Genomic DNA, 24,915 nt, shown 5'->3' on the forward strand with positions numbered 1-24,915 from the left:
GTCCCGGCGCGCGCCGGCCATGTCCTCGGCCTGCCGTGGCCCGTGCCCGCCACGCTCCTTGTCTGCCGTGGCCCGTGCCCGCCGCGTCTTGATCAGCCGCGGCCCGTGACTGCCGCGGCCGCGGTCGGGCTGGGATCCGTGGCCGCCGAGGCTCCGTCCTCGGACCCGCAGCCGCCGAGGCTTCGACCTCCGGCCGTGGCCGCCGAGGCTCTGGAGCTGGTGATTCGGTGGGTCAGCGGTGGGTTTGGGGCGGGCCCGGGAGTATCGGGTAGCTGCCTGTGGCGGTCGGGGCGTGTTCCGGGAGCCACAGCACGGCCACCGCGCCCTCCGCGCGGATGTGGTCGGGCGCGCCCACCGGCCGGACGTTGCGGAAGGTCAGCCGGGCGCCCAGGACGCGCGCCTGGCCGGCCGCGATGGTCAGGCCCAGGCCGTGGCCCTGGCCCGCGCGGTCCTCGCTGCCGGTGCGGAAGCGGCTCGGGCCCTCCGCCAGAAGCTTCTCGGGGAAGCCGGGGCCGTGGTCGCGGACCCGGATGACCCGGCCCTCGACGGTCACCTCGATGGGCGGCCTGCCGTGCCGGGCCGCGTTGGCGAGCAGGTTGAACAGCACCCGCTCAAGGCGGCGCGGATCGGTGGTGACCTCCGACTCGTGCACCACCCGCACCTCGATGGCCGGGTCCTTCGCGGCCACCCGCCGCGCGACGAAATCGCCCAGCATGATGTCCTGCAGCTCGGCCCGCTCGGAGGCGCTGTCGAGCCGGGCCACCTCCAGCACGTCCTCCACGAGGGTGCGCATCGCCTTCGCCCGGTCCAGGACCAGCTCGGTCGGGCGGCCGGGAGGCAGCAGTTCGGCGGCCGTGAGCAGCCCGGTCACCGGCGTACGCAGCTCGTGGGCGATGTCGGCCGTCACTCGCCGCTCGGCCTCGAGCCGCTGCTGCAACGCGTCCGCCATGGCGTCCACCGCGCGCGCCAGGTCGTCGGTCTCGTCCCGTACGAACCCGCCGATGGCCTCCCGCACCCGTACGTCCGGTTCGCCCTGGGCGACCTGGTTGGCCGCGGCCGCCGCCTTGCGCAGCCGCCGTGAGAGCTGCCCGCCGATCAGCACGCCGAGCGCGCTGCCGCCGAGCACGACCGCGATGGAGCCGATGACCAGGGCCTGGTCGAGGTCCTTGAGCACGTCGCTGCTGCGGTTCGGGAAGGTGCCGTGCAGGGACAGCACCCGCCCGTCCTTGGCCTGCACCGCCGCCCAGATGTCCGGCGCGCCGCTGCCCGGGTCGATGACGTCGGTCGCCCGGCGGCCCGCGTCGACCCGCTCACGCAGCGCCGGCGGCAGCTCGGGGTCGTTGACCTTCACGTCGGGGAAGTTCGCCCGGCCGTACAGCTCGTAGTTGCGCTGTGCGATCTGCAGCCGTTCGTTGGCCAGGTCGCGCGCGTTGTCCAGCATCGAGACCCGGGCGGCGTTGTGCACCACCAGGCTCAGCGCGACCGCGACCAGCGCGCCGACCAGCGCGATCGCCGCGCTCAGCTTCCACCGCAGCCCGGTGCGCAGCCGCGGACCGCGGTGCCGGACGGACCGCTGGACGGATCTCCTGACGGATCTGATGAGCCCCCGCATGACCGCCCCGCTCAGGCCTTCAGCTTGTAACCGAAACCGCGGACCGTCTCGATGCGATCCTGGCCGATCTTCGTACGCAACCGCTGCACATGGACGTCGACGACCCGGGTGTCCCCGCCCCAGCCGTAGTCCCAGACGCGTTCCAGCAGCTTGTCCCGGGAGAGCACGGTCCCCGGTGCCGAGGAGAACTCCAGGAGCAGCCGCATCTCGGTCGGGGTGAGCGCGACCGGCTGTCCGGCCCGGCGCACCTCCATGCCCTCGGTGTCGATCTCCAGCTCGCCGAAGGTCAGCGGGCCGCCGGTCGCCTCAGCCGTGTCCTCGTGCGGCCGGTCGCCGCCGCTCGCGTGCCCGAAGCGCCGCAGCACGGCGCGGATCCGGGCGACCAGCACCGCGCCGTCGAACGGCTTGGTGACGTAGTCGTCGGCGCCCGCCTCCAGACCCAGCACCACGTCGATGGAGTCGGCGCGCGCCGACAGCATGATCACCGGCACCGTGGACTCGTCGCGGATGCGCCGGCACAGGCTCACCCCGTCCAGGCCCGGCACCATCACGTCCAGCAGGGCGATGTCGGGCCGGTCGGCCCGGAACGCCTCCAGGCCGGACAGCCCGTCGGGCATGGCGGTGACCGCGAAGCCGTCCCGCTCCAGGGCGAGCTGGGTGGCCTCGCGGATGACGTCGTCGTCCTCGACGAACAGGACGTGGGTCTGGTCTGCCATCCCTGCTCTCTCGTGTGGTGGGGGGTGGGGTCAGCCGGCGGGTGAGGGGACCGGCGTGGCGTTGCCGCTGCCGGTCGCGTTGCCGTAGTCGGTGTGGTGGAAGTCCTGCTGGACGAAGCGCCCCGCGGTCCAGCCGTAGGTGATCACGTTCTCGCCGGACGGGCTCGACACCGGGTCGCCCCTCTCGTACACCTGCTTGGTGACGCTCAGGTCTCCCCGGTCGATCTCCGCGTAGACCGGTGACTCCTCGGCCTTGAACACGTTCTTGTACGCGCCGCTCTCCTCGCGGTACACGTACGCCCCCACCCCGACCGCGTCCCCGCAGGTCAGTACGTTCACGACGATGTCCTCGGCCGGGCCGCCGGTCAGATCGCCATAGGTGACGTCGACCGGGTACTCGTCGCCCGCGCACGGCTTCAGGTCCCGCTTCACGGTGGCGGAGACCGCCGGATCGGTCTTCACGAGGGCGACCGCGTCGACCTTCGCGTACGTCTGGGACGGGTTGGGCGAGGGAACGGCGGCGGCCGGGGCCTTCTGCGCCGAGTCGGCGTGCGCCGGACCCTCGTCCCGGGCGCCGGTGCCGCCGGTGCCGCAGGCGGCGGCGAAAAGGGCGAGGGCGATGAGCACGGCCACCGCCGTACTCACCGCCTGTGCACTCGCCGGGCCCCGTCTGGGCCCTGTGCCGGTCAGGCCGCGCAACGCTCCCGCTCCTCACGCTCCAGCGCGCGTGCGTCGAGGTCGCGTGACTCCAGCTCCTCGCGGAGCCGGGCGAGCGCCCGGTGCAGCGTGCTCTTGACCGTTCCGGCCGACATGCCGAGGGCGGCGGCCGTCTCCTCCGTGGACATCTGCTCCCAGTGTCGCAGCACCACGACACTGCGCTGCTTCGGAGCAAGTACCTTCATGATGTCCATGAGGAGCGCGCGGTCCGCGTGCTGCTCGGTGGAGTCCTCCACGCTGGCGTCGGGCAGCTGCTCGGTCGGGACCTCCTCCAGCTTCCGGGCCCGCCACCACTCGGTGCGCGTGTTGATCATGACCCGGCGCAGGTAGGCGTCCGCGAGCCGCTTGTCCTCGATGGTCTCCCAGCGGCCGTACGTCCGGACCAGCGCGGTCTGGAGCAGGTCCTGGGCGTCCGTCGGGTCCGGGACCAGGCGGCGGGCGCTGCGCAGCAGCGCGTCCTGCCGCGTGCGGACGTACTCCTCGAATTCGAGCACCTCGCCCTGCGCCATGATCAACCGCCTCCCGATCCCCGTTTTCCCCGGCCCTGTGCCTGAGTTCCTGCCGTCCCGCGGTCGTGGCGGGCACAGAAACGAAGCTACGGACCGGTTGTCACGGGGCTGTGCGGAGCAGCCTGCGGGTAGCAATCGGCTGTCCGTCGGTTGTGTAACGGAAGTAGGCGCGGGGTAAGCGAGCCTCGTCCTATGGGCGGTTATGGGGGTATTTGTCGTGCGGGCGGGGCCGTAACACGGCCCTCTCTGCTGCGATGTGGCTGTTCGTCAGCCCAGCGGCAGCCGGTACAGGCCGCCCGAGAGTGGCTCCACCAGCCCGTCGGAGACCAGCCCGTCCAGCGCGCGGGCCCGCTGCACCGGCTCGTGCCACACCCGGTCGAGCGCCGCCTGCGGCACGGGGGCGGACGCCTCGCGCAGCACCGCCAGCAGCTTGCCGCGCACCTGCCGGTCGGTACCGGCGTACGTCTGCCCGCGCCGGGGCGGCCCGTCGTGCTCCGGCTTGCCGGCCAGCCGCCAGGCGCACTCCCCGGCGATCGGGCACCGCGGACACGTCTCGTTCTTCGCCGTGCACACCAGCGCACCCAGCTCCATGGAGGCGGCGGCCCAGCGGGCGGCGGTCGGCTCGTCCTCCGGCAGCAGTTCGCGGGCGAGCCGCCGCTCGGCGGCGGTGGTGGCGTTCGGCGGGTACCGCACACCGGTCACGGCCCGGGCGAACACCCGCCGCACATTGGTGTCGAGCACGGCGTGCCGCTGCCCGTACGCGAAGGAGGCGACGGCCGCGGCGGTGTACTCGCCGATGCCCGGCAGCGCGAGCAGCTGCGCGTGGTCGGTCGGTACGTCGCCGTCGTGCCGTTCCGTTATGGCGACGGCGGCGCCGTGCAGCCGCAGGGCGCGGCGCGGATAGCCGAGCCGGCCCCAGGCGCGCACCGCCTCGCCGGGCGCCTCGGCGGCGAGGTCGGCGGGGCGCGGCCAGCGGGCCAGCCACTGCTCGTAGACGGGCAGCACCCGGCTGACCGGGGTCTGCTGCAGCATGAACTCGCTGACCATCACACCCCACGGGCCCGCCTCCGGGCGGCGCCAGGGGAGGTCACGGGCATGGGCGTCGAACCAGGCGATCACGGGGGCGTGGAGCTTCTCAGTCATGGCCCTTCCGATCCTGCCATGTCCGGCCACGGCTGGGTTGGACGTGCTTCCCGGCGGGGCCGCGCGGCCGCCGGTCCGGGGCCCGCGTGTCCGGCGCCCGTCCCCGGGCCCGGTTCTCCCGACCCGCCCCGCCCGCCTGTCACGCGAAGAGGGAGTGTGCCGAGGGGAGTTGCCGAAATGATGATCCGGAAAAGTTGAGGTTTGAGCGGCGGGTGGGGCGAGGAAGTGCGTGGATCTCTCGTACAGTTTGCGCCGTGGGATCTCTGCGCAATCCGGTCGGGCCGCTTCCCTCCTCCATCTACTGGCGACGGAGGGTCGTCATGGTGTCCGTCGTCGCCGTGCTGGCGCTGCTGATCACCTGGATCGTCACGTCGGGCGGCGGGGGCGGCAAGAAGGGCGACGACGGGGCGGACGGCAAGAATCCCGCGTCCACGATCACGCCGGGGCCGTCCGGCAGCGGGCCGGCGATCAGCCAGGCGCCGGGCGGGCGGGACGAGTCGAGCGGTGGCGGTGGCGCGTCGTCCGGCGCGAGCACCGGCTCCGGTTCCGGTTCCGGCGGCGGGAGTTCGGACGGGCCGGGTGACGGTTCGTCGTCCGGTTCCGGCGGGTCCTCGGGTGCCTCGTCGGGCTCGGGGGATGTCACCTCGGGCTCCGGCGGTACGGTCGCCTCGCTGCCGGGAACCTCCACCCTCCCCAACTGCACGGCGCAGTCTGTGTCGTTGAGCCTGAAGAGCCTGCACAACTCCTACTCGCCGGAGCAGACGCCGACCTTCGAACTCACCGCCAAGAACCGGTCGTCCAGCGACTGCAAGGTCGATCTCGGACCGAAGAACGCGGTGTTGACGATCACGCCGGCCAGCGCGGACGACATCTACTGGTCGTCGGCGGACTGCCCGAGGACGACGGCGACCCGCTGGTACCGCGTGCCGGCGGGCAGCAGCATCACCTACACGCTGAAGTGGGACCGCAGGCCGAGCGCTCCCCAGTGCGCGACGCCTTCGGCGGGATCGGCGGGGTCGGGCACGTATCTGCTGGAAGCCGCGACACCGGGCTTCACGAAGGCCCAGGCGTCTTTCGTCCTGGCGGCGGACTAGGGCGTGGGGGCCTACCGGCGCCGGGCGGGTGCCGCTGCGCCCACCCGTGCCGCCCCAGCGGCACGACTGCCCGCAGCCGCGCGCCCCGTCAGGGGCGTGGGGAACTGCGCGACAAGCCCCCACCGGCCCGTGGCCGAGCGGACCGCCTAGCCGGCGGAGTGACCAGCCTCACCAGCGGAGCTACACGTAGCGTTCGAGGATCGACGACTCCGCCAGCCTCGACAGGCCCTCCCGGACGCTGCGCGCCCGCGCCTCGCCGACCCCGTCCACGGTCTGCAGGTCGTCCACGCTCGCCGCGAGCAGTTTCTGCAGGCCCCCGAAGTGCTCCACCAGCCGGTCGATGATCGCCCCGGGCAGCCGCGGAACCTTCGCCAGCAGCCGGAAGCCGCGCGGCGACACCGCCGAGTCCAGCGCCTCCGGGGAACCCGTGTACCCCAGTGCCCGCGCCACCGTCGGCAGTTCCAGCAGCTCCGCGTGGCTCAGCGCGTCCAGCTCGTAGAGCGCCTCGTCGACGGTGCGGGAGCGTTTGGCCGTGGGCTCGGGGACGTAGTCCCGGACCACCAGCTCGCGCTCGGGCTCGACACCGGCGATCAGCTCGTCCAGCTGGAGCGCGAGCAGCCGCCCGTCGGTGCCCAGTTCGACGACGTACTCGGCGATCTCGGTGGCGATGCGGCGGACCATCTCCAGTCGCTGGGCGACGGCCGAGACGTCGCGGACCGTCACCAGGTCCTCGATCTCCAGCGCTGACAACGTTCCCGCGACCTCGTCCAGGCGGAGCTTGTACCGCTCCAGGGTCGCCAGCGCCTGGTTCGCGCGGGAGAGGATCGCCGCCGAGTCCTCCAGGACACGGCGCTGCCCGTCGACGTAGAGCGCGATCAGCCGCATCGACTGCGAGACCGAGACCACCGGGAACCCGACCTGCTTGGAGACGCGGTCGGCCGTGCGGTGGCGGGTGCCCGTCTCCTCGGTGGGGATCGTCGCGTCCGGTACGAACTGGACACCCGCACGGAGGATCTTCGACAGGTCGGAGGAGATCACGATTCCGCCGTCGAGCTTGCACAGCTCGCGCAGCCGGGTCGCCGTGAACTCGACATCAAGGACGAAACCGCCCGTGCACATCGTCTCGACCGTCTTGTCGAAGCCGAGGACGATGAGCCCGCCGGTGTTGCCGCGGAGGACCCGCTCCAGGCCGTCGCGCATCGACGTGCCCGGAGCCACGGCGCTCAGCGAGGCGCGCATCAGGCCATCGGAACCGGCACTCCCACCGGACTTTCCGGGAGCCGTTGCCCGGTCGTTGGCTGCCACTGCACTCCTCCGGTCGCAGGTTCTGAAGCGCTCCCGCACCCGCACGCGGTTCGTACGGACGGGCGAGACCAGGGCAAAGTCTACCGGCGCTCCTCCGTCTCCCGTGGGGCCTCTCGGCGACGGGACCGCGGCAGCACCCGCAGCGCGTCCCCCATGTCCGCGACTTCCAGGACCTTCATGCCCGCCGGGATCTTGCCGGGATCGCTCGGTACGAGCGCGTGCGTGAAGCCCAGACGGTGCGCCTCCGCGAGCCTGCGCTGGACGCCGGTGACCCGTCTGACCTCGCCCGCGAGGCCGACCTCGCCGATGGCGACCAGGTTCTTGGGGAGCGGGGTGTCGCTCGCGGCGGAGGCCAGGGCGAGGGCGATCGCCAGGTCGGCCGCGGGCTCCGAGAGCTTCACGCCGCCCACGGTCGCGGAGTAGATGTCCCGCTTGCCGAGCGCGCTGATCCGCCCGCGCTGCTCCAGCACCGCCAGCATCATCGAGACCCGGGAGGTCTCCAGGCCGGAGGTGGTGCGGCGGGGGGAGGGGATCTGGGAATCCACGGTCAGCGCCTGGACCTCGGCGACCAGCGGACGGCGGCCCTCGAGGGTGACCGTCAGACAGGTCCCCGGGACCGGTTCGTCACGTCGTGTCAGGAAGAGTCCGCTCGGGTCGGCCAGGCCCGTGATGCCCTCGTCGTGCAGTTCGAAGCAGCCGACCTCGTCCGTCGTGCCGTAGCGGTTCTTGACGCCCCGCACGAGCCGCAGGCGCGCGTGCCGGTCGCCCTCGAAGTGCAGCACGACGTCCACGAGGTGTTCGAGGAGGCGGGGACCGGCGATCGAGCCGTCCTTGGTGACATGGCCCACCAGGAGGGTCGACATGCCCCGGTCCTTGGAGGCGCGGATGAGCGCCCCGGCCACCTCCCGCACCTGGGCCATGCCGCCGGGCGCGCCGTCGATCTCGGGGGACGCGACCGTCTGGACGGAGTCCAGGATCAGCAGCGAGGGCTTGACCGCGTCCAAGTGGCCGAGGACGGCGGCCAGATCGGTCTCGGCGGCGAGATAGAGGTGGTCGTCGATGGCGCCGATGCGGTCGGCGCGCAGCCGGACCTGGCTCGCCGACTCCTCGCCGGTGACATAGAGCGTGCGGTGCTCCTCGCTCGCCGACTTGGCCGCCACGTCGAGCAGGAGGGTGGACTTGCCGACGCCGGGCTCGCCGGCCAGCAGGACGACCGCGCCGGGGACCAGGCCGCCGCCCAGCACCCGGTCCAGCTCCGGCACGCCGGTCGGGCGCGCGGTGGCCCGGCGGCCGTCGACCTCGCCGATGGGCACCGCGGAGGTGGTGACCCGGCCGGGCGCCGTGGTGCGGACCGCGGGGGTGCCGTACTCCTCGACCGTCCCCCAGGCCTGGCACTCGGGGCAGCGGCCGAGCCACTTGGCCGTCTGCCAGCCGCACTCGGTGCAGCGGTACGACGGACGGTCTTTCGCGGTCTTGGTACGGGCAGCCATGCGGAAACCGTAGCCCCCGCCACTGACAGCGGGGCCGTGGTGGCGCCCGTGACGGATGCGGAGGGACGGGTACCGGCCGTACCTGATCGGGAACGAGCCGCGGGACAACGGGTTCATGTCCCCTTATGAGGGATCGTTTCACCCGTACGGATTAAAAGTGCTCAAGGTGCCAGAAGGGACGTTACGCCGCCGCCTACGGTCGCACGGGTGATGAGCAGCAGCCCGGAAACCTCGACCCGCATGACCGGCGCGCACCGGGCGCACCGGGGGGCGCGTGAAGCGCGCGATCGTACGGCGGCGCGTGCGCTGGCGCAGCGACCTCCGGCGCGCTACGAGCCGTACCTGGACGGGCTGTTCACGTACTGCCTCTCGGTGCTGTGCGACCACGACGCGGCGACCTCCGCCCTCGGGGACGCCCTCGCCGTCGCCGAGCGCCGCGGCCAGCGCGTCCCTGAGGGCGGCGCGGACCGCAGGGCCTGGCTGTACGCGCTGGCCCGCTGGGCCTGTCTGCGCGGGCTGGCCGAGGCCAGGCAGAAACGTCAGGCCACCCATGCGGCGGGCCGGCCCACCGCCCCCGAACCGCCGGCCGCCGCCGAGACCGAGGAGCGGCGGCGCGGTGAACTCGCCCAGCTCGCCTGGCCCGAGGCCGCCGGCACCACCCCGGAGCAGCGCGAGGCGCTCGAACTCGCCGTACGCCACCACCTCGCCGCCGACGAGGTCGCCGCCGTCCTCGGCATGGACCTGGCCGGCGCCCGTGAGCTGCTCGCCTCCGCCGCCTGCGAGGTGGAACGCACCCGGGCGGCGCTCGCGGTCGTCGAGACCGGCGGCTGCCCCAGCGTGTCCCACCTCACCGGGGACAGCCAGCTGGTGCTGAGCAGCGCCCTGCGCCGCGAACTGGTCCGGCACGTCGACGACTGCCCGCGCTGCCGCCGCACCGCGGAACGCGCGGCCCCCGGCCGGTGGCCCGGCACGATCAGCACACCCGCCGAGCTGCCGGTCCTGGAGGCGCCCCGAGCGGCCCTGCACCTGGCGATGGCGCACCCCCCGCGCGCGCGGGGCGGCGCCGTGCCGCGCTTCGACCGGCGCGGTTTCCCGATGGACCCCAAGGACCGCGCGGCCCGCCGCGACCGGCTGCGCGCGCGTGCGGTCACGACGACCGTCGTCGCCACCGTGGTGGCGGCACCGGTGCTGGCCCTGTGGGCGGCGTACCGGGGTTCGCCGGCGGGGGAGAGCCACGAGGGGCCGTCCGTGACCGCCCGCGAGGCCTCCGGCCCCGACACGCTGGCCGGCGGCGACGCCGGGGGCTACGAGAACGCCGGGAACGCCGGCACCAGACCCGGCCCGCGGATCGGGAAGGACGGCAAGGCCGACGTCTCGGTGGAGGTGGTCGGCGTCGCCGGCGGCGACCGGACGAAGGCCGGCGCCGGGCACCTCGGGGTGACGGCCGCGAACGACGGCGACACGACGCTGATCACGCTCGTGGCGGGCGGGGACGCGCCGATGCGGTGGTCGGTGTCCACCTCGGCGGGATGGCTGTACTTCTCGCGGTCCTCCGGAACGCTCCGGCCGGGCGAGTCGCTCACGGTCAGGGTTTACGTCGATCATCTGCGGGAGCCCGCCGGGCACTGGAGCGCGCGGGTGGCGGTGGCGCCGGCCGGGGCGGTGGTGTCGATCGACGGCTACGGGACGGCTCCGCCGGTGAAGCGGGGGCCGACGCCTCCGGCCCGGCCGACGCCGACGCCCACCGGGTCGGCCTCCGCCGAGCCGACGCCTTCGCCGAGCGAGCCGACGTCCACACCGACCCCGACCGAATCGGACACGCCGAGCCCTACGGGGTCGGCCTCGCCGACGGAGAGTGAGAGCGCGGGAGCGCCAGCCGGTCCGTGACGGGATGCGGTGCGGCTGCGGGCGCGCGCCCGACGTGGCTGGTCGCGCAGTACCTCCCCCAGCCTGCGGCCGGCGGTGCCCCCAGCGCCCCCGAAAGGGCGCGCCGCGCCCCCGAGAAGTGCCTCAGTCCGTCGGGTCCGCCGGATGCGGGGCCACCAGCGGCAGCCGGGAAGCCAGGCGCTGCTCGCAGAGTTCCGCCAGGCGGTCGTAGCCGGCCTTGCCCATCAGTTCGGTCAGTTCCGGGCGGTAGGAGACGTAGACCGGGTCGCCCGCGCCGTGTGCCGAGGTCGCCGACGTGCACCACCAGTGCAGGTCGTGGCCGCCCGGACCCCAGCCCCTGCGGTCGTACTCGCCGATCGAGACCTGCAGGACACGCGTGTCGTCGGGCCGGTCGATCCAGTCGTACGTGCGGCGGATCGGGAGCTGCCAGCAGACGTCCGGCTTGGTCTCCAGCGGCTCGCGGCCCTCCCGCAGCGCCAGGATGTGCAGCGAGCAGCCCGCGCCGCCCGCGAAGCCGGGCCGGTTCTGGAAGATGCACGAGCCGTTGTACGGGCGGGTCTGGCGGGAGCCTTCCTCGTCCTCCGAGACCCAGCCGTTCCGCGTGCCCTCGGCGTGGTGCTGCCAGACGTCCGGCGTGAGCCTCGACACATGATCGGCGACCCGCTTCTCGTCGTCCTCGTCCGAGAAGTGCGCCCCCAGGGAGCAGCAGCCGTCGTCCGCGCGGCCCGCCTGGATGCCCTGGCAGCCGCTGCCGAAGATGCAGTTCCAACGGGAGGTCAGCCACGTCAGATCACAGCGGAACACCTGCTCGTCGTCCGCCGGATCCGGGAACTCCACCCATGCGCGCGCGAAGTCGAGGCCCTTCTCGTCGCCTGCCGGAGCCTGCTGTGACGTCTTCGACTTCTTCGGTGGCTTCACCCGAGAAGAACCGTCGGCGGATTTGGCGCCCTTGTGGTCCTTCGTCTTTTTCGTCTTTGGCACCTGTACAGGGTAAGTCGCGCGAGGTCGCTTCGGGGACGCCCTCCAAGGATGGGTTCCCGGCCACCTGGCAGTAGCGTTCCGTACATGAGACTCGGTGTCCTCGACGTGGGATCCAACACGGTGCATCTGCTGGTGGTGGACGCGCACCCCGGCGCACGCCCGCTGCCCGCGCACTCGCACAAGGCGGATCTGCGCCTTGCCCAACTCCTCGACGGCAACGGCGCGATCGGTCCCGACGGCGTCGAGAAACTGATCGGTGTCATCCACGAGGCCCTCCAGGCCGCGGAGGACAAGGGCGTCGAGGACCTGCTGCCGTTCGCCACCTCCGCGGTGCGCGAGGCCAGCAACGCCGACGACGTGCTCGCGCGCGTGAAGGCCGAGACCGGCGTCGAACTTCAGGTCCTCACCGGTGCCGACGAGGCCCGGCTGACGTTCCTCGCGGTACGCCGCTGGTTCGGCTGGTCGGCCGGAAAGCTGCTGGTCCTGGACATCGGGGGCGGCTCCCTGGAGATCGCGTACGGCATCGACGAGGAGCCGGACACGGCCGTCTCACTGCCGCTCGGCGCCGGCCGGCTCACCGCCGGCTGGCTGCCCGGCGACCCGCCGGCCTCGGACGACATACGGGCTCTGCGCCGCCATGTACGGGCCGAGATCGCGCGTACGGTCGGCGAGTTCAGCCGCTTCGGCGCCCCCGACCACGTGGTCGCCACGTCCAAGACCTTCAAGCAACTGGCCCGTATCGCCGGCGCGGCCCGCTCCGCCGACGGCCTCTACGTCCAGCGCGAGCTCAAGCGCAGCTCCCTGGAGACCTGGGTGCCGAGGCTGGCGGCCATGGACACGGCCCAGCGCAGCGCGCTCCCCGGGGTCTCCGAGGGCCGCTCGGGCCAGCTGGTGGCGGGCGCGCTGGTGGCGGAGGCCGCGATGGACCTGTTCGGGGTCGAGACGGTGGAGGTGTGCCCGTGGGCGCTGCGGGAGGGCATCATCCTGCGGCGCCTCGACCACATGGGTTCGGCCTAGCCGCCCCCGCGGGGAGCGCGGGCGGTCCGCGACGGCGTGCGGGCGCCCGGCCCCAGCCCGGACGCGACGATCGTCACACCGGCGAAGACGCACCCCGCTCCCACCCGACCGCACCCCGTAACCTGTCCCTCGTGGCAGAACCAAGGGACGTCGTCCGTATCCCGGATGCGAAGGTCGCGCTCTCCACGGCCTCCGTCTATCCGGAGTCGACGGCGACGGCCTTCGAGATCGCCGCGCGCCTCGGCTACGACGGCGTCGAGGTCATGGTGTGGACCGACCCGGTCAGCCAGGACATCGAGGCCCTGCGCAGGCTGAGCGACTACCACCGGATCCCGATCCTCGCCGTGCACGCCCCCTGTCTGCTGATCACCCAGCGGGTCTGGTCCACCGACCCCTGGGTCAAGCTCCAGCGGGCCCGGGCCGCCGCCGAGAAGCTGGGTGCGGACACGGTCGTCGTCCACCCGCCGTTCCGCTGGCAGCGCCAGTACGCCCGCGACTTCGTCGAGGGGGTCTGGCGCATGGCGAACGAGACGGACGTCCGGTTCGCGGTGGAGAACATGTACCCCTGGCGCTACCGCGACCGCGAGATGCTCGCGTACGCCCCCGACTGGGACGTCACCAAGGACGACTACCGGCACTTCACGATCGACCTCAGCCATGCCGCGACCTCCCGCACGGACGCGCTGGCCATGTTCGACCGGATGGCGGGCCGGCTCGGCCACGTCCACCTCGCCGACGGCCGCGGCTCCGCCAAGGACGAGCACCTGGTGCCCGGCCGTGGCACCCAGCCCTGCGCCGAGCTCCTGGAGCGCCTGGCGCTCACCGGCTTCGACGGGCATGTGGTCATCGAGGTGAACACCCGGCGCGCGATGTCCGGAGCCGAGCGCGAGGCCGACCTCGCGGAGGCCCTGGCCTTCACCCGCCTGCACCTGGCCTCGGCGGTGCAGGTGCCCCGCCGGTGACCGGCACCGCTCCGGCCGGCAACGGGACAGGCCCCCGCCGCCGTGGCCGCCCCCCGCGCGCCGAGTCGGCGGACACCCGGGACCGTATCCTCGTCGCCGCCCGCGAGGAGTTCTCCGAACTCGGGTACGACAAGACGTCCGTCCGCGGCATCGCCAAGGCCGCCGGCGTCGACTCGGCCCTCGTCCACCACTACTTCGGCACCAAGGAACAGGTCTTCGAGGCCGCCATCTCGGTCGCCTTCGCCCCGGCGCTGGACGCGCCCGTCGCGATCGCCGACGGCCCGGTGGACGGCGTCGGCGAGCGCCTGACCCGCTTCGTCTTCGGTATCTGGGAGAACCCCACCACCCGTACCCCGCTGCTGGCGATCCTCCGCTCGGCCGTGAACAACGAGACGGCCGCTGCCGTCTTCCGCCGGCTGATCGCCGCCCAGCTGCTGCGCCGTCTCGCCGAGCAGCTGGACCTCCCGGACGCGTCACTGCGCGCCGAACTGGCCGCCGCCCAGCTGGTGGGATGCGCGATGCTGCGGTACGTGATCAAGCTGGAGCCGCTGGCGTCGGCGGACCTGGAGCAGATCGTGGCGCGGGTGGCCCCGGTGGTGCAGGGGCATCTGACCGGGCCGTGAGGCCGGACCGGCGAGACACCCGTCCCGCATCCCGGACACCTCGTCCCGAAGCCTGGGCAACGGGCGTACGCTCGATGACAGCCCTATCTGCCTGAAGGAGCGAGCGACGATGCCCGAGCTGAGGTCCCGCACAGTCACCCACGGCCGCAACATGGCGGGCGCCCGCGCCCTTATGCGCGCCTCCGGTGTACCGGGCGCGGACATCGGCCGCAAGCCGATCATCGCGGTCGCCAACAGCTTCACGGAGTTCGTGCCGGGCCACACCCACCTCCAGCCGGTCGGCCGGATCGTCAGCGAGGCGATCAAGGAGGCGGGCGGCATCCCGCGCGAGTTCAACACGATCGCCGTGGACGACGGCATCGCGATGGGCCACGGCGGCATGCTGTACTCCCTGCCTTCCCGCGACCTGATCGCCGACTCGGTCGAGTACATGGTCGAGGCGCACTGCGCCGACGCCCTGGTCTGCATCTCCAACTGCGACAAGATCACGCCGGGCATGCTGATGGCGGCGCTGCGGCTCGACATCCCCACGGTCTTCGTCTCCGGCGGCCCCATGGAGGCCGGCCGGGCCACCCTCGTCGACGGCACGGTCCGCACCCTCGACCTGGTCGACGCGATCTCCGACGCCGTGAACGACAAGATCTCGGACGAGGACATCCTCCGTATCGAGGAGAACGCCTGTCCGACCTGCGGCTCCTGCTCCGGCATGTTCACCGCCAACTCGATGAACTGCCTGACCGAGGCCATCGGTCTCTCGCTCCCGGGCAACGGCTCGGTCCTGGCGACCCACACGGCCCGTAAGCAGCTGTACGTCGACGCCGCCCGCACGGTCATGGACATCACCCGCCGCTACTACGAGCAGGACGACGACACGGTCCTGCCCCGCAGTGTCGCGACCTTCGCCGCGTTCGAGAACGCCATGGCGCTGGACATCGCGATGGGCGGCTCCACCAACACGATCCTGCACCTGCTGGCCGCCGCCCAGGAGGCGGGCGTCCCCTTCGGTCTGGAGGAGATCAACGAGGTCTCGCGCCGGGTGCCCTGCCTGGCCAAGGTGGCCCCGAACGTCGCGAAGACCCGCACGTACTACATGGAGGACGTGCACCGCGCCGGCGGTATCCCCGCCCTCCTCGGCGAACTGCACCGCGGCGGCCTCCTCAACGAGGACGTGCACTCCGTCCACAGCCCCTCCCTCGCGGACTGGCTGAAGACGTGGGACGTGCGTGGCGGCTCCCCGTCCCCCGAGGCGGTGGAACTGTGGCACGCGGCCCCGGGCTGCGTCCGCTCCTCCGAGGCGTTCTCCCAGTCCGAGCGCTGGGAGGCCCTGGACGAGGACGCGGCGGAAGGCTGCATCCGCAGCGTCGAGCACGCCTACTCCAAGGACGGCGGCCTCGCGGTCCTCAAGGGCAACCTCGCCGTCGACGGCTGCGTGGTGAAGACGGCCGGCGTCGACGAGTCGATCTGGACCTTCGAGGGCCCGGCGGTCGTCTGCGAGTCGCAGGAAGAGGCCGTCGAGAAGATCCTCAACAAGCAGATCACGCACGGCGACGTGGTCGTCATCCGCTACGAGGGCCCCAAGGGCGGCCCCGGCATGCAGGAGATGCTCTACCCGACGTCCTTCCTCAAGGGCCGCGGCCTCGGCAAGACCTGCGCGCTGATCACCGACGGTCGCTTCTCCGGCGGCACCTCGGGCCTGTCGATCGGCCACACCTCCCCGGAGGCGGCCTCGGGCGGCACCATCGCCCTCGTCGAGGACGGCGACCGCATCCGCATCGACATCCCGAACCGCACGATCGAGCTCCTCGTCGACGACACCGAGCTGGCCCGCCGCGAGCAGGCCCTGAACGGCGTCTACGCCCCGAAGAACCGCGAGCGCAAGGTCTCGGCCGCCCTGCGGGCCTACGCGGCGATGGCCACCAGCGCGGACCGCGGCGCGGTCCGCGACGTGACGAAGCTCGGCTGACACCGGCCGTCCGACCCACGCGACAGGGGGCGCCTCCCGCAAGGGGGCGCCCCCTGTCGCCGTACGTCCTCACCAGACGAGGGGATCCTCCGCCCCCACGGCGAAGACGGTGCCGTCGGGGGCGGTGGCGTAGACGTGGGTGCGGAGGATCAGGGGGGCGGGCAGCGAGGCGGTGACCTGGTCGCCGTTGGTGCCCAGACGCGCCGGAGTCTGGCCCACGAGGGTCCCCTTGTGCGCGTCGACGGCGAGCAGCCGTCCGTCCGCCGCCGTGAAGTAGACGTACCGGTCGTCGGCCACGGGCGCCGAGCCCCGGCTCACCGAGGTCTGGAGCCCCCAGAGCCGGTTGCCGTTCTCCAGGTCCACGGCCTCCAGCGAGCCACCGGCGGACAGCAGATAGACGACATCGCCGCGTACGGCGGCACCCGGCGCCAACCGGGGAACGGGCAGCGCCACCCGGCGGGCCGCCTTGGCGTCCGGCTCGTAGCGCACCACCGCGTCCGTCGCACCGGACGAGGTCTTCACGGACAGCAGGAACAGGGACCCGCCCGCGCTGCCGAGCGGCCTGAGATCCCCGGCGAGCCGGGCATCCCAGCGCTTCGCGCCGGTGTCCGGGTCCAGCGCGGTGACCAGGGTGTGCGTTCCGTCGGCGGAGGTACTGGTCGCGTACGCCCATGGATCCCCGGCGAACGAACCCAGGGACGGGGTGACGCTGCCGTGGACGGGCATGCTCCACCTGGTGTCGCCGGACTTGCTGTCGAGGCCGGTGATGACCCCGTCGGCCGCGACGATCAACACCATGCTCCGGGTGATCTCCATGCCCTGAGCCGTGGGCAGGTGCTGCTTCCAGCGCGACGAACCCGAAGCGGGGTCCAGCGCCTCCACCCGCCGGCCGCCGTCCGTCGGCACCAGCAGGAGCCCGCCCGACAGGGAGGGCGAGCCGCTGGTTCGTTCGTCCGCGACCCTGTGCCGCCACAGCAGACGGCCGTTCGCGGAGTCGAGGGCGAAGGCCAGCCCCGACCGCAAGCACAGCAGTCTCCCGGCGCCGCCGACGCATTGAGGCATCCCCGAGCCGTCCTTGGCCGCGGCCGCCGTCTGCCAGGCTTCGAACGCGTCGGCGGAACCGCGCACCGTGCCGCCGACAGGGGCCGGACGGTCGTTACCCGGCCACAGCGCCGAGGCGAGCACGCCGCCCAGGACCAGAACAGCCGTCCCGGCGGCGAAGGCCATCCGCCGTCTCGTCGCCTTACCCGCCTTCCTCTCCGGAACGGCGGCCGGTGCCTCCTCGGGCGTGTCGTCGTGGTCGTCCTTGATCCGCTGCGCCGGTATGAACGCCTGCGTGTCGTACGACGCCGACAACGACCGCAGTTCCCGCATCATCTCGTCGGGCGTCGGCCGGTCCTCGGGCTCCTTGGCGAGACAGCGCAGCACCAGCGGAGCCAGTTCCTCCGGCATGCCGGTGAGGTCGGGCTCGTCATGCACGACCTGGTAGGCGACGACGTAGGGGCTGTCGGAGTCGAACGGCCCGCGTCCGGTGGCCGCATGCACCAGCACCGACCCGAGCGCGAAGATGTCGGCGGCCGGCCCCACCTCACGGGGCCGCCGGAACTGCTCCGGCGCCATGAACGGCGGCGTACCGATCAACTTCCCTGTCTCGGTCCGCAGTTCACTGTCCTTCGGCCGGGAAATACCGAAGTCGATGACTTTCGGACCGTCCTCGGCGAGCAGCACATTGCTCGGTTTGAGATCCCGGTGCACCACCCCGACCCGGTGAATGTCGCGCAGTGCCTCCGCGAGCCCGGCCATCAGCCGGCGCAACTGGGCTGAAGACATGGGGCCGTTCCGCTTCACCTGCTCGGAGAGGGTCGGGCCGGGAATGAAGAGGGTGGCCATCCAGGGCCGCGCGGCCTCCGGATCGGCGTCCACGACAGGCGCAGTGAAGGCACCGCTGACCTTCCGCGCAGCGGCCACCTCCTGCCGGAAACGACCCCTGAATTCACGGTCCTTGGCGAACTCGGCGTGCACGACCTTCACGGCGAGTTTCAGCCCCGAGGTGCTACGGGCCAGGTGCACAACGCCCATCCCGCCTGAACCCAGGCAGGATTCCAGGCGGTAGTGCCCGGCGTACTCGGGAAGTTCCGCTTCCGCGCCCGCTCCGGTGTTGCGCTGTGGCGTCATGGGATCACCCCCGTGCTGTTCTTCGCGGCGCGCGACGCACGGAGCCTAGTCGATGACTCGTGCGATACAGAGGCGGCTTGCTAGCCTCCGCGTGCGAGTTACGGACATGTGTTTCGTGGCTCGATTCAGGGGAATCAACGGGACTCCATGGCACTCATGGGTTCAGTGGGGGGAGCTACAAGTGTCTGTCGACCAAGTGCAGGAAGCCGAGGGCGGCGGTGAGGACGAGGCCGTCGCAACGCTGGCGGCATCATCCGTGAAGACGTACGCGGTCGCCCCCGGCGTCCGCCTCAACGTCCGCAGCGGTCCGGGCACCGGCTACAACATCACCCGGACCCTCCCCGAGGGCACTCGCGTCCCGATCTTCTGCCAGACACCCGGCACGACGGTGGCCGGCTACTACGGCACCTCGAACATCTGGGACAACATCGACAACGGCGAATACGTCTCGGACGCCTACGTCCACACCGGCAGCGACGGCTACGTGGCCGACCGCTGCGCCTGAACCGGTCTCGCGGTTCGGCTTCACCTGACACGGTCTTCGGACTCCGGAGGACTCGTATGACATCGCTCAGACGCAGATCCACCCTCATGACGGCAGCCGCCGGCGGCGCCTTCCTCATGCTCCTCGGCTCCGCCGCCACGGCGAACGCCGCCGCCAGCATCCGCTACTACGACGTCGCCCCGGGCCTTCGCCTGAACGTCCGCAGCGGCCCGGGCACCAGCTACGACATCACCCGGGTCCTGCCCGAGGGAGCCAAGGTGCCGATCTACTGCCAGACACCCGGCACGACGGTGGCCGGCTACTACGGCACCTCGAACATCTGGGACAACATCAGCAACGGCGAGTTCGTCTCTGACACCAACGTCCACACCGGCAGCGACGGCTACGTGGCCGACCGCTGCGCCTGACCGGTCACCCCGACCCGGAGCCCGCGGCCACCGGCGCCATAATCGTCCCGTGAGCGACGAACCAGGCACCCCGGACACCCCCGCGGGCTCCGCCGGCGAGGCCCCGAGCGGTCCCCGCCCCGAGCCCCTCCGTTTCTTCGGCACGTCCTGGGTCCACCACGACGACGGCTACATCCTCCGCCGCATCGGCCTGGCCGTGGGATCGCTCGCCGCCGCCGTCGCCTCCTGCCTGGTTCTCCGCCTCGCCTACGAGGGCCTGCAACTCGCCGACACCGGGTCCTTCGTCACGGTCCTGGTCGTCGCGATGTTCGCCATCTGCAGCGCCCTGGCCTTCCGGAACACCTGGGAGTCCTTCGGCAAGCGCCCCGACCCCGAACGCCAGGCCTCCCTGCGCGGCCTCCTCGCCATCGGATTCGTCGGCTCCCTCCTCGCCTACTTCTTCCGCTCCCTGGTGGAGGCCCCGGGCGAGCGACTCCAGCGCGCCGAGTACGAGACCGCCGTCCAGGAACACGAACGCCGCACCACTCGCCGCACGGGCAACCCCTCGAAGAAGAAGCGGAAGCGCTGAGACCGTCCGGCATGCCGAAGGGTGTCCGCGCGGGCCCGGCGATATCCCGTGTCGCCTTCCGCCCCGCCCCCGGGACCATGGCTGTATGACCACAAGCCAGCCGCGCCCCCCGGACCACACCCCCGCTCCCTCGCACGCCACCCGCGCGCACTCCTTCAACGCCGCCGCGGCCCAGTACGCCGCGAACCGCCCCTCCTATCCGCCCGCCCTGCTCGACGCCGTCGAGGAAGAGGCCGGCCGCTCCCTCACCGGCGCCCGGGTGGTCGACGTCGGCGCGGGCACCGGCATCGCGACCGCGGTCCTGCACGCGCGCGGCGCGGACGTGGTCGCGGTGGAGCCGGGTGAGGGCATGGCGGCACAGCTCCACCGCACGCTCCCCGGCGTGCCGCTCGTCCGCGGCAACGGCAACGCCCTTCCGCTCGCCGACGACACCGCCGACTTCCTCACCTACGCCCAGGCCTGGCACTGGACCGACCCGGCCCGCTCCGTGCCCGAGGCGCTCCGCGTGCTGCGTCCCGGCGGCGCGATCGCACTGTGGTGGAACACCGACGCCCTCGACATCGAGTGGATCGCCGGACAGAACGAGCGGATGAGCCGGTTCTTCGGCGTGGACGCCGCCGCCGAGAAGCGCAAGGCGGCCGACCGCACGGAACTGGCCGATCCCAGCGGACGCCTCCGCTTCACCCGCCGCGAGGTCCGCTGGAGCCGCCGCATCCCCCTCGACACCCATCTCGCCAACATCGGCAGCCACTCGGCGTTCCTGCTCACCCCCGAGGACCGCCGCACCGACTTCTTCACGGACGAACGTGCCCACCTCCTGCGGGCCTTCCCCGACGGCATCGTCGAGGAGACGTACGACGTCCTCCTGCTCGTCGCCCTCAACACCTGAGCCCTGCCGGCCTCCGCCGGCCCGCAGCGGCGACCCTGCCGCGGGCCGGTCGAGGGCCGGTCGCGCGGTCTTGACGCCTCCACCCGTCCCGAGCATTATTCATCGCATGGTGAATTACTCGCCGGAGCCGCCCCAGGCCCCCGGCAACTCAGCCCTGCCCCCCGCCGTCCAGGCCACCGGCCTCACCGCCGTCCGCGGCCCCCGAACCGTCCTGCGCGGTCTCGACTTCACCGTCCCCCGCGGCCAGATCACCGGCCTGCTCGGACCCTCCGGATGCGGCAAGTCGACCCTGATGCGAGCCATCGTCGGCAGCCAGGCCAAGGTCACCGGCACCCTGAACGTCCTGGGACACCCCGCCGGCCACCCCACCCTCCGGACCCGCATCGGCTACGTCACCCAGGCCCCCTCCGTCTACGACGACCTGACCATCCGCCAGAACCTCGACTACTTCGGCTCGATCCTCGACCCCACCCGCCCCGCCTCCGACCGCCGCGCCGACGTCGAACGCGTCCTCGGCGAAGTCGACCTCACCAGCCACGCCGACTCCCTCGCCGGCAACCTCTCCGGCGGCCAGCGCAGCCGCGTATCCCTCGCCGTGGCCCTGCTCGGCACCCCCGAACTCCTCGTCCTCGACGAACCCACCGTCGGCCTCGACCCCGTCCTGCGCCGCGACCTCTGGCAGCTCTTCCACTCCATCACCGCCAGCCGGGGCGCCACCCTCCTCATCTCCTCCCACGTCATGGACGAGGCCGAGCGCTGCCACCGCCTCCTCCTCATGCGCGAGGGCGAGATCCTCGCCGACGACACCCCCGAGGCCCTCCGCACCCGCACCGGCTCCGACACGGTCGAGGCGGCCTTCCTGCACCTCGTCGACGAAGCGGCCACCACCTCCCGCTCGAAGGAAAACGCACGATGACCACTCAGCCGGCCACCACCACGACCGCCCCCGTCAGCGCCCTCAACCCGGCCCGCACCACCGCCACCGCCGCCCGCGTGCTGCGCCAGCTCCGCCACGACCCCCGCACGATCGCGCTGCTCCTGCTCATCCCCTGTCTGATGCTGGTCCTGCTCCGCTACGTCTTCGACGGCAGCCCGCGCACCTTCGACAACATCGGCGCCTCGCTCCTCGGCATCTTCCCGCTCATCACGATGTTCCTGGTGACCTCCATCGCCACCCTCCGCGAGCGCACCTCCGGCACCCTCGAACGCCTCCTCTCCATGCCACTCGGCAAAGCCGACCTCATCGCCGGCTACGCCCTCGCCTTCGGCATCCTCGCGATCATCCAGTCGGCCCTCGCCACCGGCCTGGCCGTCTGGTTCCTCGGCCTCGACGTCACCGGCTCGCCCTGGCTGCTGCTCCTGGTCGCCCTGCTCGACGCCCTGCTCGGCACGGCCCTCGGTCTTTTCGTCTCGGCCTTCGCGGCCTCGGAATTCCAGGCGGTCCAGTTCATGCCGGCGGTGATCTTCCCCCAGCTCCTCCTCTGCGGCCTCTTCACGCCCCGTTCCCAGATGCACCCCGCCCTCGAAGCCCTCTCCGACGTCCTGCCCATGTCCTACGCCGTGGACGGCATGAACGAAGTCCTCCACCACACGGACATGACCGCCACCTTCCTCAGGGACGTCCTGATCGTCGCCGGCTGCGCCCTGCTGGTGCTCACCCTGGGAGCGGCCACCCTCAGGCGACGCACGGCATAGCCACCGCCGACGTCCGCCCAGCGGACAACCGCCCCCCGCCCGCCACCCCCGGTGCCAGACTGAACCGTATGAGTCAGAAAGTCGCAGTCCTCGGCACCGGCAAGATTGGCGAAGCCCTGCTCAGCGGAATGATCCGGGCCGGCTGGGCACCCGCCGACCTCCTGGTCACCGCCCGCCGCCCCGAACGCGCCGAAGAACTCCGCGTCCGCCACGGAGTCGCCCCGGTCACCAATGCCGAGGCCGCGAAGACCGCCGACACCCTGATCCTCACGGTCAAGCCACAGGACATGGGCACCCTCCTCGACGAACTCGTCCCGCACATCCCCGCCGACCGTCTCGTCATCAGCGGCGCGGCGGGCATCCCCACCTCCTTCTTCGAGGAGCGCCTCGCCACCGGCACCCCGGTCGTCCGTGTCATGACGAACACCCCCGCCCTCGTCGACGAGGCCATGTCCGTCATCTCCGCCGGCAGCCACGCCACCGCCGCCCACCTCGCCACCGCCGAGGAGATCTTCGGTGCCGTCGGCAAGACCCTCCAGGTCCCCGAGTCCCAGCAGGACGCCTGCACCGCCCTGTCGGGCTCGGGCCCGGCGTACTTCTTCTACCTGGTCGAGGCCATGACCGACGCCGGCATCCTGCTCGGCCTGCCTCGCGACAAGGCCCACGACCTCATCGTCCAGTCCGCGATCGGCGCCGCCGTGATGCTCCGCGACAGCGGCGAACACCCCGTCAAGCTCCGGGAGAACGTCACCTCGCCGGCCGGCACCACCATCAACGCCATCCGCGAACTGGAGAACCACGGCGTACGTGCCGCCCTCATCGCCGCCCTCGAAGCCGCCCGCGACCGCAGCCGCGAACTCGCCTCAGGAAAGAAGGACTGAGGCGGAGTCACAGGGGACTGCGGTTACGGGGGAGTGAGGGAACTGCCGGGCGCCTAGCGGACCGCGTCCACCACGGGCCGGGCCGCGGCAGCCTCCGAGAAGGCACCTGGCGGCAACAACCCGATCGCCCGACATGCCGTATCGACGATCGGCCGGGCGATCGCCCGAGCCTTCTCCGCCCCATGCCGCAGCACCTCCTCCACATATCCCGGGTCGACGCACAACTCCTTGTGCCTGGCCTGCACGGGACCGAGTACGTCCAGCACCGCCTCCGCGGTGGCCCGCTTCAGAGCGCCGTACGAATCGTGAACGGCTGCCAGTGACTCAGGGTTCCCGCCCGTGCACGCAGCGAGAATCTCCAGCAGATTCGCGACCCCGGGCCGCCCCTCCCGGTCGTAGACGACGTCCTGCCCGCTGTCCGTCACGGCCCGCATGATCTTCCTGCGGATCACCTCCGGTTCGTCGAGCAGATAGACGACGCCCGCTCCGGAGTCGTCGCTCTTGCCCATCTTCGACGTCGGGTCCTGCAGGTTCATCACGCGCGCGGCAACCGTCGGCACGGTCGCCTTCGGCACCACGAACGTATGCCCGTAGCGCTGGTTGAACCGCACCGCGAGATCCCGGGTCAGCTCCACGTGCTGCGCCTGGTCGTCCCCGACCGGCACCTCGTCCGCCCCGTACGCCAGGATGTCCGCCGCCATCAGCGCCGGATACGTCAGCAGGGACAGCCGTACACCCCGCCCGCGCACCGCCTCGCCGGCGACCTTCTCCTTGTACTGGATCATGCGCCGCATCTCCCCGTCGGTCGCCACGCACTCCATGAGGTACGAAAGCCGGGTGTGCTCGTCGACGTGACTCTGTACGAACACGGTGCACAACTGCGGATCGAGCCCGGATGCCAGCAGCAGGGTCGCCGCCTGCCGGGTGAGCCGGCGCAGCCGGGCCGGATCGTGGTCCACGGTCATCCCGTGCAGATCGACGATGCAGAACAGGGAGTCGGCCTGGTGCTGGTCCACGGCGGCCCACTGCCGCATGGCCCCCAGGTAGTTCCCCAGCGTCAGGTGCCCGGTCGGCTTGATCCCGCTGAAGACCCGTGTCATTCCTTCTCCACCTCCTGGTCGGAGCCGCCGCCCCGAGCGGCCGACCCTCAGAGGTTCCGGAGGGAGATACACGAACGGCCGCCGAGGCGGCGGCCGTTGAATGCGTACGTGAACGCGGCCGCCGTCAGGCGGCCCACCACAGCTGGGTGCACGTACGCGTAGTCATGCCGCCCACGATACGCCCAGGGGCTCTGTCCCGCCGCGAGTTGACACACCCCAGCCGGTTACGTAATGTTCTCCGGGTTGTCCGACGTGAGCGCCGACTCCGGTCGGTCCCCGGACAGCCATTCCGTAAGTACCTGCCAGCAGTCGACGATTCGTCGTCGCCTTGTTTTGGCATGCGTATGTGCGAAATGAAGGAATCCACGTTCGAAAGGACGCGGCCCCCGATTAGCGTCGGCGGCCGGGAATCCGCTAAAGTCTCACTCGTCGGAACGGCCCAACAGCCGCGAAGACAACACCCGCTGACCGGGGATCAGACGCCGAAAGGATCTGATAGAGTCGGAAACGCCGGAAAGGGAATCGCGAAAGCGGGAACCTGGAAAGCACCGAGGAAATCGGATCGGAAAACGGTCTGATAGAGTCGGAAACGCAAGACCGAAGGGAAGCCCGGAGGAAAGCCCGAGAGGGTGAGTACAAAGGAAGCGACCGTTCCTTGAGAACTCAACAGCGTGCC

24 protein-coding genes are annotated in these 24,915 nt (G+C 71.8%); 13 read left to right on the plus strand and 11 right to left on the minus strand.

Annotated elements, in window-relative coordinates:
• Positions 1–232: 232 nt before the first annotated feature.
• The 5 genes from cseC to ACFXI4_RS31285 form a co-directional block, all read right to left on the minus strand.
• The gene (gene cseC, locus ACFXI4_RS31265; protein ID WP_384997205.1) at positions 233–1,612 is read right to left on the minus strand and encodes a two-component system sensor histidine kinase CseC; all 1,380 of its coding nucleotides are present in this window, start codon (positions 1,610–1,612) and stop codon (positions 233–235) included.
• Positions 1,613–1,623: 11 nt separating this feature from the next.
• Positions 1,624–2,328, minus strand: coding sequence for a two-component system response regulator CseB (gene cseB, locus ACFXI4_RS31270; protein WP_362724940.1), 705 nt, complete (start codon positions 2,326–2,328; stop codon positions 1,624–1,626).
• Between the two features lie 30 nt (positions 2,329–2,358).
• Complete coding sequence (locus ACFXI4_RS31275; protein ID WP_384997207.1) at positions 2,359–3,027, minus strand: hypothetical protein; 669 nt, start codon at positions 3,025–3,027, stop codon at positions 2,359–2,361.
• A complete protein-coding gene (locus tag ACFXI4_RS31280; protein ID WP_362724934.1) occupies positions 3,015–3,554 on the minus strand; it encodes a SigE family RNA polymerase sigma factor in 540 nt (179 codons plus the stop codon). Before ACFXI4_RS31280 ends, ACFXI4_RS31275 begins: the two co-directional genes overlap by 13 nt.
• Before the next feature lie 267 nt (positions 3,555–3,821).
• Entirely contained in the window at positions 3,822–4,697 is an 876-nt protein-coding gene (locus ACFXI4_RS31285) for an A/G-specific adenine glycosylase (RefSeq protein WP_384997210.1), read from the minus strand.
• Between the two features lie 254 nt (positions 4,698–4,951).
• Here ACFXI4_RS31285 and ACFXI4_RS31290 point away from each other — a divergent pair, with 254 nt between their 5' ends.
• Positions 4,952–5,791 carry a hypothetical protein gene (locus ACFXI4_RS31290; RefSeq protein WP_384997212.1) on the plus strand — a complete coding sequence of 280 codons (840 nt, stop codon included), beginning with the start codon at positions 4,952–4,954 and terminating at the stop codon, positions 5,789–5,791.
• A gap of 180 nt (positions 5,792–5,971) precedes the next feature.
• On the opposite strand, the gene disA is transcribed toward ACFXI4_RS31290, so the two are convergent.
• Complete coding sequence (gene disA / locus ACFXI4_RS31295) at positions 5,972–7,096, minus strand: DNA integrity scanning diadenylate cyclase DisA (RefSeq protein ID WP_362729327.1); 1,125 nt, start codon at positions 7,094–7,096, stop codon at positions 5,972–5,974.
• 80 nt (positions 7,097–7,176) lie between these two features.
• The gene (gene radA / locus ACFXI4_RS31300; RefSeq protein ID WP_384997214.1) at positions 7,177–8,586 is read right to left on the minus strand and encodes a DNA repair protein RadA; all 1,410 of its coding nucleotides are present in this window, start codon (positions 8,584–8,586) and stop codon (positions 7,177–7,179) included.
• A gap of 207 nt (positions 8,587–8,793) precedes the next feature.
• On the opposite strand from radA, the gene ACFXI4_RS31305 reads away from it, so the two are divergent.
• Entirely contained in the window at positions 8,794–10,473 is a 1,680-nt protein-coding gene (locus ACFXI4_RS31305; protein WP_384997216.1) for a hypothetical protein, read from the plus strand.
• 123 nt (positions 10,474–10,596) lie between these two features.
• On the opposite strand, the gene ACFXI4_RS31310 is transcribed toward ACFXI4_RS31305, so the two are convergent.
• The gene (locus tag ACFXI4_RS31310) at positions 10,597–11,454 is read right to left on the minus strand and encodes a hypothetical protein (protein WP_362725036.1); all 858 of its coding nucleotides are present in this window, start codon (positions 11,452–11,454) and stop codon (positions 10,597–10,599) included.
• 84 nt (positions 11,455–11,538) lie between these two features.
• On the opposite strand from ACFXI4_RS31310, the gene ACFXI4_RS31315 reads away from it, so the two are divergent.
• The 4 genes from ACFXI4_RS31315 (at position 11,539) to ilvD (ending at position 16,019) form a co-directional block, all read left to right on the plus strand.
• Entirely contained in the window at positions 11,539–12,471 is a 933-nt protein-coding gene (locus ACFXI4_RS31315) for a Ppx/GppA family phosphatase (RefSeq protein ID WP_384997219.1), read from the plus strand.
• Positions 12,472–12,602: 131 nt separating this feature from the next.
• On the plus strand, positions 12,603–13,433 hold the full coding sequence (locus ACFXI4_RS31320; protein WP_362725032.1) for a sugar phosphate isomerase/epimerase: 831 nt from the start codon (positions 12,603–12,605) through the stop codon (positions 13,431–13,433).
• A complete protein-coding gene (locus ACFXI4_RS31325; RefSeq protein ID WP_362725029.1) occupies positions 13,430–14,056 on the plus strand; it encodes a TetR family transcriptional regulator in 627 nt (208 codons plus the stop codon). Before ACFXI4_RS31320 ends, ACFXI4_RS31325 begins: the two co-directional genes overlap by 4 nt.
• Positions 14,057–14,165: 109 nt before the next feature.
• A complete protein-coding gene (ilvD, locus tag ACFXI4_RS31330; protein ID WP_384997221.1) occupies positions 14,166–16,019 on the plus strand; it encodes a dihydroxy-acid dehydratase in 1,854 nt (617 codons plus the stop codon).
• Positions 16,020–16,088: 69 nt separating this feature from the next.
• On the opposite strand, the gene ACFXI4_RS31335 is transcribed toward ilvD, so the two are convergent.
• Entirely contained in the window at positions 16,089–18,194 is a 2,106-nt protein-coding gene (locus ACFXI4_RS31335; RefSeq protein WP_384997223.1) for a PQQ-binding-like beta-propeller repeat protein, read from the minus strand.
• Positions 18,195–18,375: 181 nt separating this feature from the next.
• On the opposite strand from ACFXI4_RS31335, the gene ACFXI4_RS31340 reads away from it, so the two are divergent.
• From ACFXI4_RS31340 to proC, 7 genes are all read left to right on the plus strand, one after another.
• On the plus strand, positions 18,376–18,699 hold the full coding sequence (locus ACFXI4_RS31340; RefSeq protein WP_384997225.1) for an SH3 domain-containing protein: 324 nt from the start codon (positions 18,376–18,378) through the stop codon (positions 18,697–18,699).
• 86 nt (positions 18,700–18,785) lie between these two features.
• Positions 18,786–19,106: an SH3 domain-containing protein gene (locus ACFXI4_RS31345; protein WP_384997255.1), complete on the plus strand. Its 321-nt coding sequence runs from the start codon at positions 18,786–18,788 to the stop codon at positions 19,104–19,106.
• Between the two features lie 49 nt (positions 19,107–19,155).
• Positions 19,156–19,674, plus strand: coding sequence for an EamA/RhaT family transporter (locus ACFXI4_RS31350; RefSeq protein ID WP_384997227.1), 519 nt, complete (start codon positions 19,156–19,158; stop codon positions 19,672–19,674).
• An 85-nt stretch (positions 19,675–19,759) separates the two neighbouring features.
• The gene (locus ACFXI4_RS31355; protein ID WP_384997229.1) at positions 19,760–20,563 is read left to right on the plus strand and encodes a class I SAM-dependent methyltransferase; all 804 of its coding nucleotides are present in this window, start codon (positions 19,760–19,762) and stop codon (positions 20,561–20,563) included.
• 106 nt (positions 20,564–20,669) lie between these two features.
• Positions 20,670–21,479, plus strand: coding sequence for an ABC transporter ATP-binding protein (locus tag ACFXI4_RS31360; RefSeq protein WP_384997231.1), 810 nt, complete (start codon positions 20,670–20,672; stop codon positions 21,477–21,479).
• The gene (locus ACFXI4_RS31365) at positions 21,476–22,258 is read left to right on the plus strand and encodes an ABC transporter permease (RefSeq protein ID WP_384997233.1); all 783 of its coding nucleotides are present in this window, start codon (positions 21,476–21,478) and stop codon (positions 22,256–22,258) included. Before ACFXI4_RS31360 ends, ACFXI4_RS31365 begins: the two co-directional genes overlap by 4 nt.
• A gap of 68 nt (positions 22,259–22,326) precedes the next feature.
• The gene (proC, locus tag ACFXI4_RS31370; protein WP_384997235.1) at positions 22,327–23,139 is read left to right on the plus strand and encodes a pyrroline-5-carboxylate reductase; all 813 of its coding nucleotides are present in this window, start codon (positions 22,327–22,329) and stop codon (positions 23,137–23,139) included.
• A 53-nt stretch (positions 23,140–23,192) separates the two neighbouring features.
• Here the strand turns inward: proC and trpS are convergent, their stop codons facing one another.
• Together trpS and ACFXI4_RS31380 are read right to left on the minus strand one after the other, a co-directional pair.
• Entirely contained in the window at positions 23,193–24,239 is a 1,047-nt protein-coding gene (gene trpS, locus ACFXI4_RS31375; RefSeq protein WP_384997237.1) for a tryptophan--tRNA ligase, read from the minus strand.
• 475 nt (positions 24,240–24,714) lie between these two features.
• Positions 24,715–24,915 (minus strand): hypothetical protein (locus ACFXI4_RS31380; protein ID WP_384997239.1); only part of this gene is annotated, 201 nt, incomplete at its 5' end.

Source organism: Streptomyces sp. NPDC059224 (assembly GCF_042754285.1).
Lineage (GTDB): Bacteria > Actinomycetota > Actinomycetes > Streptomycetales > Streptomycetaceae > Streptomyces.

Bases quoted from the DNA above. Each gene is read 5' to 3' on its own strand.
- ACFXI4_RS31345 (WP_384997255.1), top strand. From the start codon at position 18,786: ATGACGGCAGCCGCCGGCGGCGCCTTCCTCATGCTCCTCGGCTCCGCC.
- cseC (WP_384997205.1), bottom strand. From the start codon at position 1,612: ATGCGGGGGCTCATCAGATCCGTCAGGAGATCCGTCCAGCGGTCCGTC.
- ACFXI4_RS31355 (WP_384997229.1), top strand. From the start codon at position 19,760: ATGACCACAAGCCAGCCGCGCCCCCCGGACCACACCCCCGCTCCCTCG.
- ilvD (WP_384997221.1), top strand. From the start codon at position 14,166: ATGCCCGAGCTGAGGTCCCGCACAGTCACCCACGGCCGCAACATGGCG.
- ACFXI4_RS31315 (WP_384997219.1), top strand. From the start codon at position 11,539: ATGAGACTCGGTGTCCTCGACGTGGGATCCAACACGGTGCATCTGCTG.
- cseB (WP_362724940.1), bottom strand. From the start codon at position 2,328: ATGGCAGACCAGACCCACGTCCTGTTCGTCGAGGACGACGACGTCATC.
- ACFXI4_RS31365 (WP_384997233.1), top strand. From the start codon at position 21,476: ATGACCACTCAGCCGGCCACCACCACGACCGCCCCCGTCAGCGCCCTC.
- ACFXI4_RS31285 (WP_384997210.1), bottom strand. From the start codon at position 4,697: ATGACTGAGAAGCTCCACGCCCCCGTGATCGCCTGGTTCGACGCCCAT.
- proC (WP_384997235.1), top strand. From the start codon at position 22,327: ATGAGTCAGAAAGTCGCAGTCCTCGGCACCGGCAAGATTGGCGAAGCC.
- ACFXI4_RS31280 (WP_362724934.1), bottom strand. From the start codon at position 3,554: ATGGCGCAGGGCGAGGTGCTCGAATTCGAGGAGTACGTCCGCACGCGG.
- ACFXI4_RS31335 (WP_384997223.1), bottom strand. From the start codon at position 18,194: ATGACGCCACAGCGCAACACCGGAGCGGGCGCGGAAGCGGAACTTCCC.
- radA (WP_384997214.1), bottom strand. From the start codon at position 8,586: ATGGCTGCCCGTACCAAGACCGCGAAAGACCGTCCGTCGTACCGCTGC.
- trpS (WP_384997237.1), bottom strand. From the start codon at position 24,239: ATGACACGGGTCTTCAGCGGGATCAAGCCGACCGGGCACCTGACGCTG.
- ACFXI4_RS31360 (WP_384997231.1), top strand. From the start codon at position 20,670: ATGGTGAATTACTCGCCGGAGCCGCCCCAGGCCCCCGGCAACTCAGCC.